Raw genomic sequence first — 17,467 nt, forward strand, 5'->3', positions numbered from 1 at the left:
CTGCTACAACACTCACAAACCCTTAAGCCACCTTGCGCTTGCCCGCCTGCTGGCGAAACTGTTCCAGCAAGGTTTTCTGTTTGTCACCGGCCTGGCGGTATGCCGCATCCTTGATGTAGCCAAAGCCGCGAATCCCCTCATAAATCTTTACCAGCTCGCTGGCCGTGGCCAGGTTGTCCAGGCTCAGCCCACCCAGCAGCGTGGTCACTAGTTGCTCGAACTCACCAATCAGCCGGCGTTCCAGTTTGCGGTCGGCCTGCCAGCCAAAGGGGTCGAGCGCAGTGCCGCGCAGGAAGCGCATTTTGGCCAGCAACTGCATGCCCTTGAACAGCCAGGGGCCGAAAGCGATTTTCTTGGCCGCACCACCGGTTACCCAGCTGGCACCGATATGGAAGCGCAAGTGGTAATCACCCTCGAACTGGCTTGAGAGCTCGCGCAGGAAGTCGCCGTCGGTATACAGGCGGGCCACTTCGTACTCGTCCTTGTAGGCCAGCACGTGGAAGTAGGCGCGTGCCACCGCCAGTGCCAACGCCGTGCTGGCCGGGTTGATGGCCTGCTCGGCAGCCTGTACCTTACCCACCAGCGCTTTGTAACGCTCGGCCAGTGCCTGGTTCTGGTAGTTCAGCAGTTCCTTGGCGCGGTGATGCAGCACGCCGTCCAGCGTTTCACGTGGAACAAACTGCACCACCGAAGACGGGCTGGTCAGTGCCTCCACCCGGCCCGGGTCATGGGCGGCGTGGCGGCCCCAGACAAAAGCCTGCTGGTTGAATTTCACTGCGGCACCGTTCAGGCGGATGGCCTCCATCAGCGCTTCTTCGCTGACTGGCACCAAACCCTTCTGCCAGGCATAACCCAGCATGAACATATTGCTGGCAATGGCATCGCCCATCAGCGCGGTGGCCAGGCGGGTGGCATTGACTTCCCAGAAGCGGCCGGCACCCACCGATTCGATCACCGCATCTTTCATGGCACGGCTGGGGAAGCGTACGTCCGGGTTCTTCAGGAAGGCGCTGGTAGGGGATTCGTAACTGTTGACGATGGCGTGGCTGAAGCCTTCGCGCATTTTGGCCAGCGCTTCTTCCGCGGCGGTGACCACCAGGTCGCAGCCCAGCACCAGGTTGGCATCGCCGGCGGCAATGCGCACCGCGTGCAGTTGCTGCTGGCTGTTGGCAATGCGCACGTGCGACCACACCGAGCCGCCTTTTTGCGCCAGGCCGGCCATGTCCAGCACGGTGACGCCCTTGTTGTCCAGATAGGCGGCCATGCCCAGTACCTGGCCGATGGTGACCACACCGGTACCACCCACACCGGTAATCATGATGCTGAACGGGTCGTGCAGGGCCGGAATCTGCGGCGCGGGCAGGGCGGGCATGGATTCCAGCGTGGCGCTGGCACTGCTCTGTTTTTTCAGCGTGCCGCCTTCCACGGTGACAAAGCTGGGGCAGAATCCTTCCACACAGGAGTAGTCCTTGTTGCAGCTGGACTGGTCGATCTTGCGTTTGCGCCCCAGCGGCGTTTCCACCGGCAGCACCGACAGGCAGCCGGATTTCTTGCTGCAGTCGCCACAGCCTTCGCATACTTTTTCGTTGATGAAGGCGCGCTTGGCCGGGTCCGGGTAGTCACCGCGTTTGCGGCGGCGGCGCTTTTCTGCGGCACAGGTCTGGTCGTGGATCAGCACGGTGGTGCCTTCGGTTTCACGCAGTTCTTTTTGCAGACGGTCCAGTTCGCGGCGGTGGAACACATCCACGCCCGGTGCCAGTCCCTGCATGCCCTGATACTTGTCCGGCTCATCGCTGGTGATCACGATGCGTTGCACGCCTTCGGCTGCCAGCTGGCGGGTAATCATCGGCACGTCCAGATAGCCGTCCACGTGCTGGCCGCCGGTCATGGCCACCGCGTCGTTGTACAGCAGCTTGTAGGTGATGTTGACCTTGGCCGCCACGGCGGCGCGGATGGCCAGCAAGCCGGAGTGGAAGTAAGTGCCATCGCCCAGATTGGTGAAAATGTGCTTGGTGTTGGTGAACGGTGCCTGACCTACCCAGGTGATGCCCTCGCCACCCATTTGGGTGAAGGTTTTGGTGCTGTCGCCTTCAATCCAGTGCGCCATGTAGTGACAGCCGATGCCGGCCACGGCGCGGCTGCCTTCCGGCACGCGGGTGCTGGTGTTGTGCGGACAGCCGGAGCAGTAATGCGGCACGCGGGCAATGGATTCGCGCGGTTTCACCAGCTGGGCTTCTTTTTCGTCGTAGAACTTCAGCCGGTCGTGAATCACCGGGCTGTCGAAGATCAGCGCCAGACGGCTGGCAATAGCGCGGGCAATCATGGCCGGAGTCAGCTCGCCGGCAGCCGGTAGCAGCCAGTCGCCATGCGGCAATGCCCATTCGCCCTTTTCGGCAAACTTGCCCACCACGCGCGGGCGCACGTCGTCACGCCAGTTGTATAGCTGTTCCTTGAGCTGGTATTCGATGATCTGGCGTTTTTCTTCCACCACCAGGATTTCATCCAGCCCTTCGGCAAAGTGGCGCACGCCTTCCGGTTCCAGCGGCCACACCATGCCCACCTTGAAGATGCGCAGGCCGATGTCGGCGGCAAGGCTTTCGTCGATGCCCAGGTCGTCCAGTGCCTGCATCACGTCCAGATAGCTCTTGCCACAGGTAATGATGCCCAGCCGTGGTTTGGGCGAATCCAGCGTGATGTGATTGAGCTTGTTGGCACGGGCATAGGCCAGCGCGGCGTACAGGCGGTGGTGCAGCACGCGTTTTTCCTGCACCAGCGGCGGGTCTGGCCAGCGGATGGACAGGCCGCCTTCCGGAATGGGGAAGTCCTGCGGAATGACAAAGTTGAAGCGTTCGGGGGAGATGTCCACCACCGCCGAGCTTTCGATGGTATCGGAAATGGCCTTGATCGATACCCAGCAGCCGGAATAGCGGCTCATCGCCCAGCCGTGCAGGCCGAAGTCGATCACCTCCTGCACGCCGGAGGGCGACAGCACCGGAATCATGCTGGCGGCCAGGATGTGGTCGGACTGGTGCGGAAAGGTGGAGGACTTGGCCGCGTGGTCGTCACCGGCCACCAGCAGCACACCGCCCTTGGCGCTGGTGCCGGCCACATTGCCGTGCTTGATTACGTCGCCAGAACGGTCCACGCCGGGGCCCTTGCCATACCACATGGCGTAGACGCCATCGTACTTGGCCCCCTCGAACATGTTGACCTGCTGCGTGCCCCACACGGCGGTGGCGGCCAGGTCTTCGTTCAGGCCGGGGTGAAACACCACATTGTGGGCCTTGAGATAGGACTCGGCCTTTTGCATGGTCTGGTCGACATTGCCCAAGGGTGAGCCGCGGTAGCCGGTGACATAGCCGGCGGTGTTCAGCCCGGCGGCGCGGTCCAGCTCTTGTTGCAGCATGGGCAGGCGCGCCAGCGCCTGGATGCCGGTCATCAGCACTTGGCCGGTGGCGGCAGTGTATTTTTCTTCCAGATCAACATGACGGATCGACATGGTTTCTCCTCCTGCCGCTCAGGTCCTGCCCGGTAAGGTGGCCGGGGTGGCCTGCGGCTTGTTCTCGCTTGTGGCGGTGGCGGGTTTTCAGCAGGGGAAAACACGCGCCTTTCTCTATGTTGTAGGCCGGAATCATGCCGGGCGGCGTGTTTTCGCGCGGGCATGCAGACAGGGTCCATGTGGCGGAATGTAGCTTACGTTTACGTCAACGTCAAAGGTGTTGACGCACATGTTTGCCAACTGCGGCGATTGTGCCAGTGCAGCATGAACCAGACAGCACGACTCCACCGATTGTTTGCCATCCAGAACAGGGTGTTACGGCGGTGACGGTATCTTCACCGCCCTCAAGCGGTTAAGCTCTCAGGTTGAATTTCTCCGTATCGAGCCTGTCATGTCTTCCGCCTTGTCCCGTCAGGATGCCTCCCGTGGCGTACTGTTCACCTTTATCGCCTTTGTCATCTGGGGCCTGTTTCCGCTGTACTGGAAGCCGCTGCACCATATTCCTGCCTTGCAGATCCTGTGCCATCGCATTGTCTGGTCTGCCCTGTTTGTGGCCGGCATCCTCACCGTGCGGCACAACTGGGCCTGGCTGGGCGAGGCGGTGCGCCAGCCGCAAAAGCTGGCCATTTTTGGTCTGTCTTCGCTGATGCTGTCGCTGAACTGGCTGATTTACATCTGGGCGGTGAATGCCGGCCATGTGGTGGAAGCCAGCCTGGGTTATTTCATCAACCCGCTGTTCAATGTGTTGCTGGGGCGTGTGTTCCTGGCGGAAAAGCTCACCCCCATCCAGCGCACGGCGGTGGCGCTGGCAGCGGCTGGCGTGGCCTGGATTACCTGGTGTACCGGTGCCTTGCCGCTGATTGCGCTGTCGCTGGCGGCCACCTTCGGCCTGTATGGCTTGCTGCGCAAGAAAGCCCCGCTGGCCTCGCTGGAAGGGCTGGCGCTGGAAACCTTTTTGATGGCACCGCTGGCCTTGCTGGCGCTGGGCTGGTTTGCATGGCAGGGACAGGGCGCTTTCCTGCATGAGGCCATCAGCAGCGATGTGTTGCTGGTGGGGGCGGGGGTAGTGACGGCCATTCCGCTGCTGCTGTTTGCCGCCGGTGCGCGCCGTCTGAAGCTGGCCACCGTGGGGCTGATCCAGTACATCGGCCCCACCATCCAGCTGGCCTTGGGCGTGCTGTTGTTTGGCGAACCGTTCGACAGTGCCAAGCTGGCTGGTTTCAGTCTGATCTGGCTGGCCCTGCTGCTGTATTCGGCGGCCGGGTTATGGCAGATGCGTGCACAAAAGCGTGCGGCGGCTGCGTGAGCAAGGATTGCCAATCATCCCAGCCCGGTCATGCCGGGCTTTTTTGCGCCCGGCAGCAGGCCGATGACACAACATCTGCATGGAGAAATATGATGATTTCGTCATGCATGCGGGCGGTATTTGCCATTGCCGCTCGTGAATAGCCGTTGACCCTGAACAGCAAGCGGCTGACACTGCCAGCATCACGCAGGAATATCGGCCAGCCAAGGCCTTTGTTCTTGCGTCAGCGATTTGTGTAATCACCATGCTGCCCACGTCGGCAGCATTTGCAGGAGACTGCCGATGGCGCTGCCACTGGAATTTGATTGTGATCCGGCCAGGCTGGATCGCGACATGATCTATGCCTATCTCAGCGGCGAGTCCTATTGGGCGGCGGGTCTGCCACGTGCTATTTTCGAGCGCTCGCTGGATGGTTCGCTGTGTTTTGGCGTGTACGTGGCCGGGCAGCAAGTGGGTTTTGCCCGCATGATTACCGACCAGGCCACCTTTGCTTATCTGGCGGATGTCTTTGTGCTACCCGACTGGCGCGGTCGCGGTATCAGCAAAGCGCTGATGACGCACATCATGGCGTACCCTGGCCTGCAAAACCTGCGGCGTGTGATGCTGGCCACGGCGGATGCACATGGCCTGTATGCACAATACGGCTTTACCCCGCTAGCGCACCCGGAACGCATGATGGAAAAACTAGACCAGCAGGTTTATCAACGCTTGGCCGCCAATGCCGGCCATCCTGCTGCTGCACAAGGACAAAAATGATGGAACTGGCGCGGCAATGGCTGCAGGGCAAGGGAATCGAGCTGGGACGCGGCGCACATAATCCGCTGGCCCCGGCTGACTGCATCAGCGTGGCCCCATGCGATGGGGTGCGCTATGTGGATGAGCGCGACCTGATCGACTACCAGGTGTATGCCGCAGAGCAACAACGGCATGGCCGCGGGGTGGATCAGGTGGATGTGGTTGCCGAGGCTAGCGCTCTGCCATTTGCCGATGATGAGTTGGACTATGTTGCCAGCTCGCATGTGCTGGAGCATCTGCCGGATATCTTCAGCGCCTGGCTGGAATGGTGGCGGGTGCTGCGCCCCGGTGGTGTCAGCTTCATGATTGTCCCCAAGCGTGACGCGCTGGTGGAAGACAGCGTACGGCCCGTTACCGGGCTGGAGGAGCATGTCGAGGCATTCCGGCAACGGGTGACGCCGCAATCCCTGCTACCTGAGCAGCCCTGGCGCACCCACTATCACATCTTTACCCTGCAGGGCCTGTTCGCCGCACTCAACTGGTTCAACCAGCAGGATCTGGGCGGCTGCTGGCTGCTGGAAGCGCAGGAGGAAAGCGACAGCAATGTCGGTAATGGTCACACCCTGGTGCTGAGCAAGCAGGCCGATCTGCCGGTGCTGGAGCACAGCATTGGCCAGCTTGGTGCGGCATTCCAGGCCGAGCGCTATGCCGAGGCTGCCTTGCTGGCACGGCAGGCGCTATCACTCAATTTCCGTATTCACGAAGCCTGGTTCATTCTGGCCATGTCCCAGCTGCAACTGGGCGATTCGCGTGCGGCCGTGCAGTCGCTGACCCAGGCACTGGTATTGCAACCCAAGCATGCCGAGTACCGCGATGTGTACCAGCAGCTGCTGGGCCAGCCCTTCAGCTATCCGATGAGCCTGGTCGACTACCTGTCGCGCCTGTTATGACCGGCAAACTGTTCTGGACTGATCCCTACCAGACCTCGCTGACCACCACGGTGGCGCGGGTGGAGGGCGCGCAGCTGTGGCTGCAGGACACCATCTTCTATGCCTTCAGTGGCGGACAGGAAAGCGATGCCGGGACGATAGGCGGCAGGCCGGTGCTGCAGGCGGAAACACAGGGGCTGGACATCGCCTATACCTTGCCGGCGGAACATGGCCTGACGGCCGGAGACACGGTAAGGGTGGAGATAGACTGGCCACGGCGCTACCGGCTGATGCGCTTGCACTTTGCCGCCGAACTGACGCTGGAAACCATTTACCGCGACTTTGCCGGGGTGGAAAAAATCGGCGCGCACATCGCAGCGGACAAGGCACGCATCGACTTTGCCCTGGCGGAACCCATCACCCCGCATCTGCCCGCCATCAGCGCCAAGGTGCAGGGCCTGATTGATGCTGACAGCGAGATTGTCAGCGCCTTCTCCGACATGGAAGCCGAGCGTCGCTACTGGGAAGTGCCGGGCTATTGCCGGGTACCTTGTGGCGGCACGCACCTGCGTCGTACCGGCGAGGTGGGGCGCATTGCGCTCAAGCGCAAGAATATCGGCAAGGGCAAGGAGCGGGTGGAAATCACCTTGCTGGACGGTGCGTCATGTTAGGCAGCTGCCTGTGCGGGGCGGTGGCCTATGAGGTGGCGCAGCTGGATCTGCCCATCAGCCATTGTCATTGCCACACTTGCCAGAAAGCCCATGCCGCCAGCCACGTGCCTACTGCCGGGGTATTGCGTCAGAATTTTCGCTGGCTACGCGGGACCGAGCAACTGGGCAGCTTCCCGTCTTCGCCCGGCAAGCTGCGCCATTTCTGCCGCCAGTGCGGCAGCCATCTGCTGGCCGAGCGCGAGGGCAGCCCCTATGTGATCCTGCGCGTGGCCACGCTGGACGATACGCCAGCGCAGCAGGCCAGCCAGCATATCTGGACCAGCCACGCCCGCCACTGGCTGGAGGTGGACCATCTGCCGCACTGGCCGGAATGGCCAGCTGACAGGTAAGCTGGCGCTTTTCTCAACACCTGTCCGGCTCAGCGCCGGAGACTGACTGGATTGTCATGTGGTACGACCTTGCCGCCGTTGGCGCGGCAGCCTGCTGGGCCTGGGGCGGCATCCTCGGTGCCGGCCCCTCGCGCCATTTCGGCCCGTTTACCTTTACCCGCCTGCGCTTGAGCCTGATGACACTGCTGCTGGGTAGCATCAGCCTGGCAACGGGCGGCTGGCACAGCATGCAAACGGCCAATGTGGTACCGGCCTTGCTGTCCGGCCTGACCGGCATCTTCTTGGGTGACACCCTGTATTTTTCCGCGATGAACCGGCTGGGGCCGCGGCGTTCCGGCCTGTTGTTTGCCACGCACTCGGTATTTTCCGTGCTGCTGGGTATGCTGTTTCTGCAGGAAAAGCTCAGCCTGCCTGCCTTCTTCGGCAGCTGCATGGTGTTTGGCGGTGTGATGCTGGCGGTGGCGTTTGGCCGGGGCAAGCAGCAAGGCAAGGCCTGGGAGCATCCGGCGCATTTGAAGGCCGGGGTGATGCTGGGCATGGCGGCGGCGCTATGTCAGGCGCTGGGAACCTTCTTTGCCAAACCGGCTATCGCTGGTGGACTGGAACCGGTAACCGCCTCGGCTATCCGCATGGGCGTGGCCTGTGTCGTGCATTATTTGCTGCTGTATGCCGGCCTGCCGCTGGCCAGGAGTCGCGGTGATTTTTCCCCGCGCATCCTGGGCCAGACCGCCCTGAACGGGGTGGTGGCATTGGGCCTGGGCATGACGCTGATCATGCTGGCGCTGCAGCATGCCAATGTGGCTACGGTGGGCATGCTCTCCGCGCTTAGCCCGGTGCTGATCCTGCCCATGCTGTGGCTGGTGCAAAAGCAGCCGCCGCCGCTGGTGGCCTGGCTGGGGGCCTTTGTCAGCTGTGCTGGCACCGCGCTGATCGTGCTTCGCTGAAATTTACCCGTCCGCCATTTCCTGAGGCAGACGGGCTCGGGGTATGATATCGGGGCTGGCAGTTGTGCCAGCCCTGTTTCCCGGTGGCAATGGCAGTGTGCCGTTGCCCGCATGCAAGACGGATCGCTGATGATTTCCCATATCCAGTCCAGCCTGACTGAAGCGCAAACTGCACTGAACAATCTGCTGGCCAATCCAGAGGCGCTGGCCAGCATCGAGGCCGCTGCGCAGCAACTGATTGCCAGCCTGGCCGCCGGTGGCCGCATCTTTTCCTGCGGCAATGGCGGCTCCATGTGCGATGCCATGCACTTTGCCGAAGAGCTGACCGGCCGTTACCGCAACAACCGGCGCGGCATGGCGGCCATTGCCATTTCTGACCCCAGCCACATGAGCTGCGTGGCCAACGACTTTGGCTACGAACACGTGTTTTCGCGTTATCTGGAAAGCCATGGCCGGGCCGGCGATGTGCTGATCGGCATCAGCACCAGCGGCAATAGCCAGACCATTGTCAACGCCGCCACGGTGGCGCGCGAACTGGGCATGAAGGTGATCATCCTCACCGGCCGTGCCGCCACCCGGCTGGAACCGCTGGCCGACGTTTATGTCAACACCCCGGGCGGCCAGTATGCCGACCGTGTGCAGGAGCTGCACATCAAGGTGCTGCATATCCTGATCGAGCTGGTGGAACGGCATTTCTGCCCGGAAAACTACTGATTCCTGCGCGTTACCTTTGCATGAAAAACGGCCCCTTGAGGGCCGTTCTGTTTGCTGCGTTGGCGCTGTTTACTGATTGGCGCGCACCCAGCGGTGCCATTGGCAGTACAGTTCCGGGTCGATGGCGGCAATCACCGAGCGCTTCCACACCGTATCACTCCAGTAGTCGTCGGTATTCAGACTGGCCAGGCGGCCACCGGCTTCCTCCAGGATCACCGCACCGGCGGCGTAGTCCCACAGGCGCTGGCCACCGTGCAGATAAAGGTCGTAACGGCCGGCGGCCAGAAAGCACCAGTCCAGCGTGCTGGAACCCATGCTGCGCTGGCTGCCGAACGGTGCCACGCTGCTCATGCGGGCGGCCAGCTTGCCGGAGCGCAGGTATTTCACCTCGACGGCGGCAATGGCATCGCCCATGCTGTTGCGGGTGGTTTTCAGCGGCAGGCGGCGGCCATTAAGCCAGGCACCCTCGCCACGGCGGGCATAGAACATTTCGTCGGAAACCGGGTTGTAAATTACCCCCAGCTGGCTGACGCCTTGCACCATCAGCGCCACGGAAATGGCGAAGTAGGGCAGGCCGTTGACGAAGTTGGTGGTGCCGTCGATCGGGTCCACCACCCACAGGCCGTCCGGATTGTCCTGCCACAGCGCATCCTGCTCTTCGCGCGTCATTTCCTCGCCCAGTACCGGATGGGGCAACACCTTGGGCAGCATCTCGCCCAGTGCCTGCTGGCAGGCCATGTCGGCTTCGGTAAACAGCGAGCCGTCGTCCTTGCGCGTTTTGCCCACGCGCAGAAAGCGCGGCATCACCTCCTGGCGGGCCACGTCACGGACAACTTGCATCACCTGTTCAACCACCTGCATTGTGTTCTCCTGGGTCCTGCTGTGATCAGCCGCGATGGCGTATCGACGGGAATGGAAGTGCTGTCTGTCTGCGTAAAGAATAGCCACAATTTTTTCCCTGCCTGGGCCAACAGGCCACCACGCCATGCCGGATGCGCGGGGAAGCTGCTTGGGAGGGGAGGTGTGGCTGACATTTAGCTGTCAGAATAGCCACTTGCCAAAGACGGGTTGTTGCAACTGCAGCAAACAAAGCAAAATACCGTTATCACCACGGACTTTCAATACGCCATGCCAAGGTTTTTTATCGAAACAGCGCTTGCGACAGGTCAAACCCTGTCGCTGCCCGATACAGTTGTCCGTCATATCCAGGTACTGCGCCTGAAGGAAGGTGACAGCCTTACCCTGTTCAACGGCCAGGGCGGCGAGTATCAGGCCACCTTGCTGTCGCTGCAAAAGCGCGATGCCAGCTGTGAAATCACCCGTTTTGACGACATCAGCCGCGAATCGCCTATCTGGCTGGGCCTGGCACAGGCCATTTCCAGTGGCGACCGCATGGAATTCACCCTGCAAAAAGGGGTGGAAATGGGGGTATCGCTGTTTCAGCCCATTGCTGCCGAGCGTTCGGTGGTGAAGCTGTCGGGCGATCGGGCTGACAAGCGGGTGCAGCGCTGGCAGGAAATCGTACAGTCGGCTTGCGAGCAGTGCGGCCGTAATACCCTGCCGCAGGTCTTGCCCATTCTCAGCCTGACCGAGTGGCTGCAGCAGCAGCAACAGGCCGAGGCGCGCCTGATCCTGTCGCCGTTGGGGACGCAGAAGCTGGCTGACATTGCCAGCGCACCCAAGCGGGCCTGGCTGATGGCCGGGCCGGAAGGTGGCTATTCCGCCAGAGAGGAAGGCGCTGCGCTGGATGCAGGTTGGACACCACTGAAACTGGGGCCGCGCATCTTGCGTACCGAAACCGCTGCGCTGGCCGCGGTGGCGGCCGTGCAGGCGGTGTGGGGGGATTACTGTATCTAGAGCTTGGTCGGTAGCGCCATTCCCACCGTGTTTGGCAATATATCGAACCGCTTCGCGGTGATTTTTACATGTCGGGGCAGCGACAAGAGTGGTCGCCATCACGCGGACGATGCATGACATTCCCCGTGGCGCGCGCCGTCGGAGCTGCGTTGGGCAAGGTTTTAAGGCGCCGCATGTTTGAGCCATTCGACGTTAGCGAATGGCGAGTTCGGCGGCGCCTTGCCCGGCGCGGATACGGCGGAAATACGCGCAACCCGGGGTCGCCTAGGGGTGCAGGGGAGCTGGCGACGCAGCTCCCCTGCCTGCACGGCGGGCAGCACCGCCATGTAAACATCACCGCGCAGCGGACAACCGGCTGTTAAAACGTAGGCATTGCGATCCCGGTATGACTTGGCTGGTAAACGCGGCCAACAAAAAGCCCGGCTAGGCCGGGCTGGTGTCTGGCATCCACGTACCGGCCATTTCAAGCCGTGGTGGCAATTTCCTGCTGCCGGTAAATCAGGGTGCCGGCCAGCAGCAGCTCCTGCTCGGTCAGTGCAAACTGCCCAGGCGGTGCCGCACGCTCAAACAGGAAGCGACGTCCCTCGTATTCAACCCAGGCACTAATGGTCTGTTCATGAAAACGCCCAAGGATTTCATCCGAGCAGGTCACGCTGGCTACATCATTGACGATGAAACCCACCGGTGCCGGATCAGCTTCCTCTTGCTCCACCGACCAGTTTTCCCGTGATGGCAGTTGCGGCGTGTTGCGGGTGGCCATCTGCAGCCACAGGCGGTACACCCATAGAGGCAGCATTACCCGGTGCACCCGCTTGTCGTCGGTAATGACGCAGGCAACGGAAAAACGGTGATGGCAGGCCGGGCAGCTGCCCTGGGCTGCCAGAAACAGCTTGTCCTGCTGCAGGCTGGCCAGGCCGGACATGTGTTCACACCCCACCATGGCATGGCAATGCGGACAGTGCTTGCCGAAGCGACGCACCCGGTTGCCATTGGGGAAGGTGACGGGGAGATAACTGGAAATCGTGTTCTGTCTTGCCATTGACTATCTATCCACTACGACGCCATGTATGGCGGGATGCCTGGCAGTATACCCTGTCCATCGGGATGGGTGGGGCCAGGCGGTTTCAGTCTGCCTGTATCCGGCAACTCAGGGTATGGCTGTCGCCGGCTTGTAGCAGGCGGCTATCTTCACCGGCATTGGCGGCCTCGATGCAGATAAAGTCATGCCAGCCCTCATCCGGCAGATCGGCAAGGCGGGCTGCCTTGCCCTGCCAGGGGTTCCACAACACCACGCTGGCCGAGCCTTCACGGCTGACGCGCAGGCGGCGCTGCCAAGCCGGGTCGCTCAGTACCACATCAGCTTCGCTGTAGACAATGGCATCAAACTCGCCTTGCAATTGCAGCGGCTGTGCCGGCATGCGGCTGTAGCGGCAGGCTACCTTGTCCTCGAACACGGCCTCCTCCAGCCCGCCCAGACTGATGGTGCGGCTATCGCTGACGGCCAGATAACTGTGCAATGCCGCGCTCACCGTGTGTGCTTGCGTACTGTTGTTATGGGTATGCAGCTGCATGGCAATGTGGTCGGACAAGGCGTATTCCAGCTCTATGTCCAGCCCTTGCCAGTGCGGGCCTTGCAGTTTCACGTGAAACGCATCGCCATCCTGTTCCACCGCCAGCAATTGCCACGGCTGCTGGCGCGCCACGCCGTGAGCCGGGGCACTGCTGTCGCTTGGATGCGGGCCAAACCATGGCCAGCACACCGGCACACCTCCACGGATGGCCTTGCCTGGCTGTAGCACGGCTTGCGGCGACATGTACAGCCAAGCTTGCTGGCCGTAGGGCTGAAAGGATAGCAACTGGCCACCCAGCAGGGACAAGGTGGCGGAGAAGCTGCCGCTGTCCAGCTGCAGCAGGGTAAGATCATTGCCCAGTGTGATCAGTTGGGCCGCAGCTGGCAGGGTGATGGCCATTGGGCGTCTCGCTTGCAGGGAAATGGGCAGATCATAACCCAATGCCGGCCTGTCTTCTGCCTGTGGCGGCACAGTTTTGATCCACAGGCTGGTCAGCGCGGTCCGATGCGGGCATGCTGGCACACAGTATTCTGCGCTGGATCAGCCATCTGCATGGCTGGCCGGTCTAGAATGCATTCATTCATCACTCTGCTTTCATGGAATACAAGGTGCCTGCCACAGCTCAACCGCGCTATCTGCGTATCAAGGAATACATTCTGGAAGGCATTCGCAAGAAGGAATTCCTGCCGGGCAACAAGATCCCGCCGGAACTGGAGCTGGCCAGCCAGTTTTCCGTGTCGCGTATGACAGTGAACAAGGCGGTGCGTGATCTGGCCGAAGCCGGCATCCTGTTGCGCTTTGCTGGTGACGGTACTTATGTGGCCGAGCGCAAGGCCGAATCGCCGCTGCTGGACATCAACAATATCGCCGCCGAGGTGGAAGCGCGCGGCCATACCCACAGTGCCGACGTGCATCAGCTGGAAACCATCGCCGCCGGCGAGGAGATTGCCCTGCAACTGGGGGTGAAGGTGGGTACGCCCATCTATCACTCCATCCTGGTACACCGTGAAGACGGCTTGCCCATTCAACTGGAAGACCGCTATGTGAACCCGGCCTGGGCACCGGACTACATCCTGCAGGACTTCACCCGCCGCACGCCCAATGAATACCTGATGGAAACCTGCCCGCTGACCGATATCGAGCACAGCGTGGAGGCCATTTTGCCGGATGCGCGCGAGCTGGCCATGCTGGATATTGCTGCCGGGGAACCATGCCTGCTGGTGCTGCGTCGTACCTGGTCGTACAAGAATCTGGTGACCTTTGCCCGGCTGGTGCATCCGGGTGGCCGTTACAAGCTGCGCTCGCAAAGCCGGGTCAAGAAATAACAGCAGTGACTGACAAACCCTGTCCTGCAATACCGGGGTTTACTGTTCTGCGTGTTTTATCAGCCTTGCTTGATCAAGGCCTGCCTGGTGCGGGTCAGTCAAGCTTGGGGAGGGGGCAGGCATGTGCGGCGGCGGTGTTAACCGACCGCCGTTTTCATGCGTGCTGGCCAGCAGCTTCTTGATTCTGGATGAAAAAGCCGCAGTTTGCCGTGATTCTGTCATCCATGTCGGCTATGCTGTCGCAGAATTTCAATGTCATTTTTACCAACCCGCCCATACAGTCAACAACATCATGGACACACTGCTTTTGCTCAAGGCAGCCATTCTCGGCATTGTCGAGGGGCTGACCGAATTTTTGCCCATCTCGTCCACCGGTCACCTGATCCTGGCCGGGGAGCTGCTCAAGTTCAACGATGAACGCGGCAAGCTGTTTGAAATCGTCATCCAGTCCGGTGCCATCCTGGCGGTGATCTGGGAATACCGTGCCCGTATCGCTACTGTGCTGGGCGGAGCCACACACGATGCCGCTGCCCGCCGCTTCATTCTCAACCTGGCCATTGCCTTCTGCCCGGCAGCCGCGCTGGGCTTTCTGTTCAGCAAGGCCATCAAGGCCCATCTGTTCAACGCCCCGGTGGTGGCCAGCATGTTCATCATCGGTGCGCTGGTCATCATGTGGGCCGAGCGTCGCCAGCACAGCATCCGGGTGCAGACGGTTGAGGAAATGAGCCCGCTGGATGCGCTCAAGGTGGGTTGCGCCCAGGCCTTTGCGCTGGTGCCGGGGACTTCGCGTTCCGGTGCCACCATCATCGGCGGCATGCTGTTTGGCCTGTCGCGCAAGGCGGCCACCGAGTTTTCCTTTTTCCTGGCCATTCCCACCCTGATCATCGCCTCGCTGTACTCGCTGTATAAGGACCGCGCGCTGCTGGCGGCGGACGATCTGGGCATCTGGGCGGTGGGCCTGCTGTTTTCCTTTGTCTCGGCCTTCTTCTGCGTGCGCTGGCTGCTGCGCTTCATTTCCAGCCACAGTTTCATGGTGTTTGCCTGGTATCGCATCGTGTTCGGCATCATCGTATTGCTGACCTGGCAGTACGGCTGGGTGAACTGGGTGGATAGCTGAAAGTCGCCAACAGACAATTGACTATACAAATACTGTTGGATTTTTGATGCACAAAGGGAGCCATTGGCTCCCTTTTTTATTTGCGCAAATATTTGATAAATAAAGACTTTTGTGCAAATACATATTGTATGCAATGTTGAGTCGTGGTTGACAAGCATCAATGCAGGGTTTATTTGTATATACAAATCAGGAGCAGACATGAGCAAGCCTATCAACCGCACCCGCAGCCTGTGGCTCAATGCCCGGCTGGCCACCATGGATACGCAGCACCCCGCGCCCTACGGCGCGCTGCACGACCACGTGCTGGTGGTGGAGCATGGCCGTATTGCCGCCATCCTGCCGCAAGGTCAGCTGAACCCAGCCAGTTTCGATGGCGAGGTTATCGATGTGGCTGGCCGCTGGATCACCCCCGGCTTTATCGATTGCCACACCCATCTGGTGTACGGCGGCAACCGGGCGGCGGAATGGGAACAGCGCTTGCTGGGCGTGCCGTATCAGCAGATTGCCGCGCAAGGCGGTGGCATTGTCTCCACCGTGCGCGCCACCCGGGCGCTGAGCGAAGCACAATTGGCCGCCACCAGCCTGCCGCGCTTGCAGGCGCTGATGGCCGAGGGCGTCACCACGCTGGAGTCCAAGTCCGGCTATGGCCTGAACCTTGAAGACGAAATCAAGCAACTGCGGGTAGCTCGCCAACTGGGTGACAGCCAGCCGGTGGAGATTGCCCCCACCTTGCTGTCCGTCCATGCGCTGCCGCCGGAATTTGCCGGTGACGCCGATGGCTATATCCAGCACGTCTGCCAAGACATTCTGCCCACCGTGGCAGAACAAGGCCTGGCCGAAGCGGTGGATGTGTTTTGCGAAAGCGTGGGTTTTTCCCCGGCGCAAACCCGCCGCGTGTTCGAAGCCGCGCAACGGCACGGCCTGCGGGTGAAGGGCCATGTCGAGCAGCTGTCCAATCTGCAGGGTGCGGCGCTGGTAGCCGAATTTGGCGGCCTGTCGGCCGACCATATCGAGTATCTGGACGAGGCCGGTGTGCAAGCCATGCGCGTGGCCGGCACGGTGGCAGTGCTGCTGCCAGGCGCATTTTACTTCCTGCGCGAAACACAAAAGCCGCCAGTCGAACTGCTGCGCGCGGCCGGTGTGCCGATGGCGGTGTCCACCGATCTGAACCCCGGCACCAGCCCGTTTGCCTCCATCCGGCTGGCGATGAACCAGGCCTGCGTGCTGTTCGGCCTGTCGCCGGAAGAAGCGCTGGCCGGCACCACCCGCCATGCGGCGCAGGCGCTGGGCCGTGGCCACAGCCACGGCAAGCTGGCGCTGGACCATGTCGCCGACCTGCTGCTGTGGGATATCGAACACCCTGCCGAAATCGTCTACGGACTCGGCGTCAACCCGCTGGCCGAACGGGTATTCCGTGGCCAGCGTCCGGGCAAGGAAACAACACAATGACTCCAGACATGAAGCTGTGGACCGGCCGCGTGGACGCCGGTGAAGGCGAGCTGGCGCGCCGCTGGCATCAGCTGGCCACGCCGTTTGCACCCGGCCTGCCGGCAGGCATCGGCATTGCCGGTTTTGCCTGCGACGAAGGCGTGCGGCGCAATCAGGGCCGTGTCGGCGCGGCGGCAGCTCCCGCTGTCATCCGCAAGGCGCTGGCCAATCTGGCCTGGCATCAGGCCTATCCGCTGTGCGATATGGGCGACGTGGCCTGTAACGATGGCGATCTCGACGCCGCCCACCTGCGGCTGGCTGCGGCGGTGGAGCAACTGGCGCGTGCCGGGCACTTTCCGCTGGTGCTGGGTGGTGGCCACGAAACCGCCTACGGCACCTGGCGCGGGCTGGCCGCAGCGCATCCGGACAAGGCAATCGGCATCATCAATTTCGACGCCCACTTCGACATCCGCGAGGCAGCCGAGGCCACTTCCGGCACGCCGTTCGCGCAGATTGCCGCCGACTGTGCCAGTACTGGCCGTCCCTTCCATTACCTGTGTCTGGGCGTGGCCGAGCCATCCAACACCCAGGCGCTGTTTGCCCGTGCCGGGCAGCTGGGCGTGCAGTGGCTGCTGGACAGCGCGCTGAACCAGGCGGGCTTCGCCAATGCGCAGCGTACGGTGCAGGACTTCATCGACCAGGTGGACATGGTCTATCTCACCATCGATCTGGATGTGCTGCCCGCCAGCGTTATGCCTGCCGTGTCGGCCCCTGCCGCCATGGGAGTGGAGCTGCCGGTGGTGGAAGCACTGGTCACCGCCATTGCCGCCAGCGGCAAGCTGGCCGGGGCCGATCTGGTGGAGCTGAACCCGCAATTCGATATCGACAGCCACGGCGCGAAGACGGCGGCCCGGCTGGCGTGGAGTATTACCCGTCATCTGGCCTCGCAGTAAGAACCGCTGACAAAACCGCGTAGAGAACC

Annotated in this window: 16 protein-coding genes; 12 read left to right on the plus strand and 4 right to left on the minus strand. The window is 61.8% G+C overall.

Features of this window, described 5'->3' with window-relative positions:
- Positions 1 to 22: 22 nt before the first annotated feature.
- A complete protein-coding gene (locus GSR16_RS20360; protein ID WP_159880569.1) occupies positions 23 to 3,499 on the minus strand; it encodes an indolepyruvate ferredoxin oxidoreductase family protein in 3,477 nt (1,158 codons plus the stop codon).
- A gap of 391 nt (positions 3,500 to 3,890) precedes the next feature.
- Between GSR16_RS20360 and rarD the strand changes: the two genes are divergently transcribed.
- The 7 genes from rarD (at position 3,891) to gmhA (ending at position 9,187) form a co-directional block, all read left to right on the plus strand.
- Complete coding sequence (gene rarD / locus GSR16_RS20365; RefSeq protein WP_159880570.1) at positions 3,891 to 4,805, plus strand: EamA family transporter RarD; 915 nt, start codon at positions 3,891 to 3,893, stop codon at positions 4,803 to 4,805.
- 282 nt (positions 4,806 to 5,087) lie between these two features.
- Positions 5,088 to 5,561, plus strand: coding sequence for a GNAT family N-acetyltransferase (locus GSR16_RS20370; RefSeq protein ID WP_159880571.1), 474 nt, complete (start codon positions 5,088 to 5,090; stop codon positions 5,559 to 5,561).
- A complete protein-coding gene (locus GSR16_RS20375; protein ID WP_159880572.1) occupies positions 5,558 to 6,490 on the plus strand; it encodes a class I SAM-dependent methyltransferase in 933 nt (310 codons plus the stop codon). Before GSR16_RS20370 ends, GSR16_RS20375 begins: the two co-directional genes overlap by 4 nt.
- Positions 6,487 to 7,140, plus strand: a complete 654-nt coding sequence (locus tag GSR16_RS20380; protein ID WP_159880573.1) for an alanyl-tRNA editing protein — start codon at positions 6,487 to 6,489, stop codon at positions 7,138 to 7,140. The genes GSR16_RS20375 and GSR16_RS20380 overlap by 4 nt, the downstream gene beginning before the upstream one ends.
- Positions 7,134 to 7,529 (plus strand): GFA family protein, encoded by a 396-nt coding sequence (locus tag GSR16_RS20385; RefSeq protein ID WP_159880574.1) that lies wholly within the window; start codon positions 7,134 to 7,136, stop codon positions 7,527 to 7,529. Before GSR16_RS20380 ends, GSR16_RS20385 begins: the two co-directional genes overlap by 7 nt.
- A 56-nt stretch (positions 7,530 to 7,585) precedes the next feature.
- Positions 7,586 to 8,473, plus strand: coding sequence for a DMT family transporter (locus GSR16_RS20390; RefSeq protein WP_159880575.1), 888 nt, complete (start codon positions 7,586 to 7,588; stop codon positions 8,471 to 8,473).
- Positions 8,474 to 8,602: 129 nt separating this feature from the next.
- Positions 8,603 to 9,187, plus strand: coding sequence for a D-sedoheptulose 7-phosphate isomerase (gene gmhA, locus GSR16_RS20395; protein ID WP_062788943.1), 585 nt, complete (start codon positions 8,603 to 8,605; stop codon positions 9,185 to 9,187).
- A 69-nt stretch (positions 9,188 to 9,256) separates the two neighbouring features.
- Here the strand turns inward: gmhA and GSR16_RS20400 are convergent, their stop codons facing one another.
- A complete protein-coding gene (locus GSR16_RS20400; RefSeq protein WP_159880576.1) occupies positions 9,257 to 10,048 on the minus strand; it encodes an inositol monophosphatase family protein in 792 nt (263 codons plus the stop codon).
- Positions 10,049 to 10,315: 267 nt separating this feature from the next.
- Between GSR16_RS20400 and GSR16_RS20405 the strand changes: the two genes are divergently transcribed.
- A complete protein-coding gene (locus GSR16_RS20405) occupies positions 10,316 to 11,044 on the plus strand; it encodes a 16S rRNA (uracil(1498)-N(3))-methyltransferase (protein ID WP_159880577.1) in 729 nt (242 codons plus the stop codon).
- Positions 11,045 to 11,507: 463 nt separating this feature from the next.
- On the opposite strand, the gene GSR16_RS20410 is transcribed toward GSR16_RS20405, so the two are convergent.
- Together GSR16_RS20410 and GSR16_RS20415 are read right to left on the minus strand one after the other, a co-directional pair.
- Complete coding sequence (locus GSR16_RS20410; protein ID WP_159880578.1) at positions 11,508 to 12,083, minus strand: hypothetical protein; 576 nt, start codon at positions 12,081 to 12,083, stop codon at positions 11,508 to 11,510.
- Positions 12,084 to 12,168: 85 nt separating this feature from the next.
- Entirely contained in the window at positions 12,169 to 13,014 is an 846-nt protein-coding gene (locus tag GSR16_RS20415; protein ID WP_159880579.1) for a D-hexose-6-phosphate mutarotase, read from the minus strand.
- 209 nt (positions 13,015 to 13,223) lie between these two features.
- On the opposite strand from GSR16_RS20415, the gene hutC reads away from it, so the two are divergent.
- From hutC to hutG, 4 genes are all read left to right on the plus strand, one after another.
- Positions 13,224 to 13,940 carry a histidine utilization repressor gene (hutC, locus tag GSR16_RS20420; protein WP_240902553.1) on the plus strand — a complete coding sequence of 239 codons (717 nt, stop codon included), beginning with the start codon at positions 13,224 to 13,226 and terminating at the stop codon, positions 13,938 to 13,940.
- A gap of 292 nt (positions 13,941 to 14,232) precedes the next feature.
- Positions 14,233 to 15,057, plus strand: a complete 825-nt coding sequence (locus tag GSR16_RS20425; RefSeq protein ID WP_159880581.1) for an undecaprenyl-diphosphate phosphatase — start codon at positions 14,233 to 14,235, stop codon at positions 15,055 to 15,057.
- A 198-nt stretch (positions 15,058 to 15,255) separates the two neighbouring features.
- Positions 15,256 to 16,506: an imidazolonepropionase gene (hutI, locus tag GSR16_RS20430; RefSeq protein ID WP_159880582.1), complete on the plus strand. Its 1,251-nt coding sequence runs from the start codon at positions 15,256 to 15,258 to the stop codon at positions 16,504 to 16,506.
- A complete protein-coding gene (gene hutG / locus GSR16_RS20435) occupies positions 16,503 to 17,438 on the plus strand; it encodes a formimidoylglutamase (RefSeq protein WP_159880583.1) in 936 nt (311 codons plus the stop codon). Before hutI ends, hutG begins: the two co-directional genes overlap by 4 nt.
- The last annotated feature ends 29 nt before the right edge of the window (positions 17,439 to 17,467 follow it).

Source organism: Aquitalea denitrificans (assembly GCF_009856625.1).
GTDB classification, from domain to species: domain Bacteria; phylum Pseudomonadota; class Gammaproteobacteria; order Burkholderiales; family Chromobacteriaceae; genus Aquitalea; species Aquitalea denitrificans.

Coding starts and splice junctions, on each gene's coding strand:
- GSR16_RS20360 (WP_159880569.1), bottom strand. CDS start 3,499: ATGTCGATCCGTCATGTTGATCTGGAAGAAAAATACACTGCCGCCACC.
- rarD (WP_159880570.1), top strand. CDS start 3,891: ATGTCTTCCGCCTTGTCCCGTCAGGATGCCTCCCGTGGCGTACTGTTC.
- GSR16_RS20370 (WP_159880571.1), top strand. CDS start 5,088: ATGGCGCTGCCACTGGAATTTGATTGTGATCCGGCCAGGCTGGATCGC.
- GSR16_RS20375 (WP_159880572.1), top strand. CDS start 5,558: ATGATGGAACTGGCGCGGCAATGGCTGCAGGGCAAGGGAATCGAGCTG.
- GSR16_RS20380 (WP_159880573.1), top strand. CDS start 6,487: ATGACCGGCAAACTGTTCTGGACTGATCCCTACCAGACCTCGCTGACC.
- GSR16_RS20385 (WP_159880574.1), top strand. CDS start 7,134: ATGTTAGGCAGCTGCCTGTGCGGGGCGGTGGCCTATGAGGTGGCGCAG.
- GSR16_RS20390 (WP_159880575.1), top strand. CDS start 7,586: ATGTGGTACGACCTTGCCGCCGTTGGCGCGGCAGCCTGCTGGGCCTGG.
- gmhA (WP_062788943.1), top strand. CDS start 8,603: ATGATTTCCCATATCCAGTCCAGCCTGACTGAAGCGCAAACTGCACTG.
- GSR16_RS20400 (WP_159880576.1), bottom strand. CDS start 10,048: ATGCAGGTGGTTGAACAGGTGATGCAAGTTGTCCGTGACGTGGCCCGC.
- GSR16_RS20405 (WP_159880577.1), top strand. CDS start 10,316: ATGCCAAGGTTTTTTATCGAAACAGCGCTTGCGACAGGTCAAACCCTG.
- GSR16_RS20410 (WP_159880578.1), bottom strand. CDS start 12,083: ATGGCAAGACAGAACACGATTTCCAGTTATCTCCCCGTCACCTTCCCC.
- GSR16_RS20415 (WP_159880579.1), bottom strand. CDS start 13,014: ATGGCCATCACCCTGCCAGCTGCGGCCCAACTGATCACACTGGGCAAT.
- GSR16_RS20425 (WP_159880581.1), top strand. CDS start 14,233: ATGGACACACTGCTTTTGCTCAAGGCAGCCATTCTCGGCATTGTCGAG.
- hutI (WP_159880582.1), top strand. CDS start 15,256: ATGAGCAAGCCTATCAACCGCACCCGCAGCCTGTGGCTCAATGCCCGG.
- hutG (WP_159880583.1), top strand. CDS start 16,503: ATGACTCCAGACATGAAGCTGTGGACCGGCCGCGTGGACGCCGGTGAA.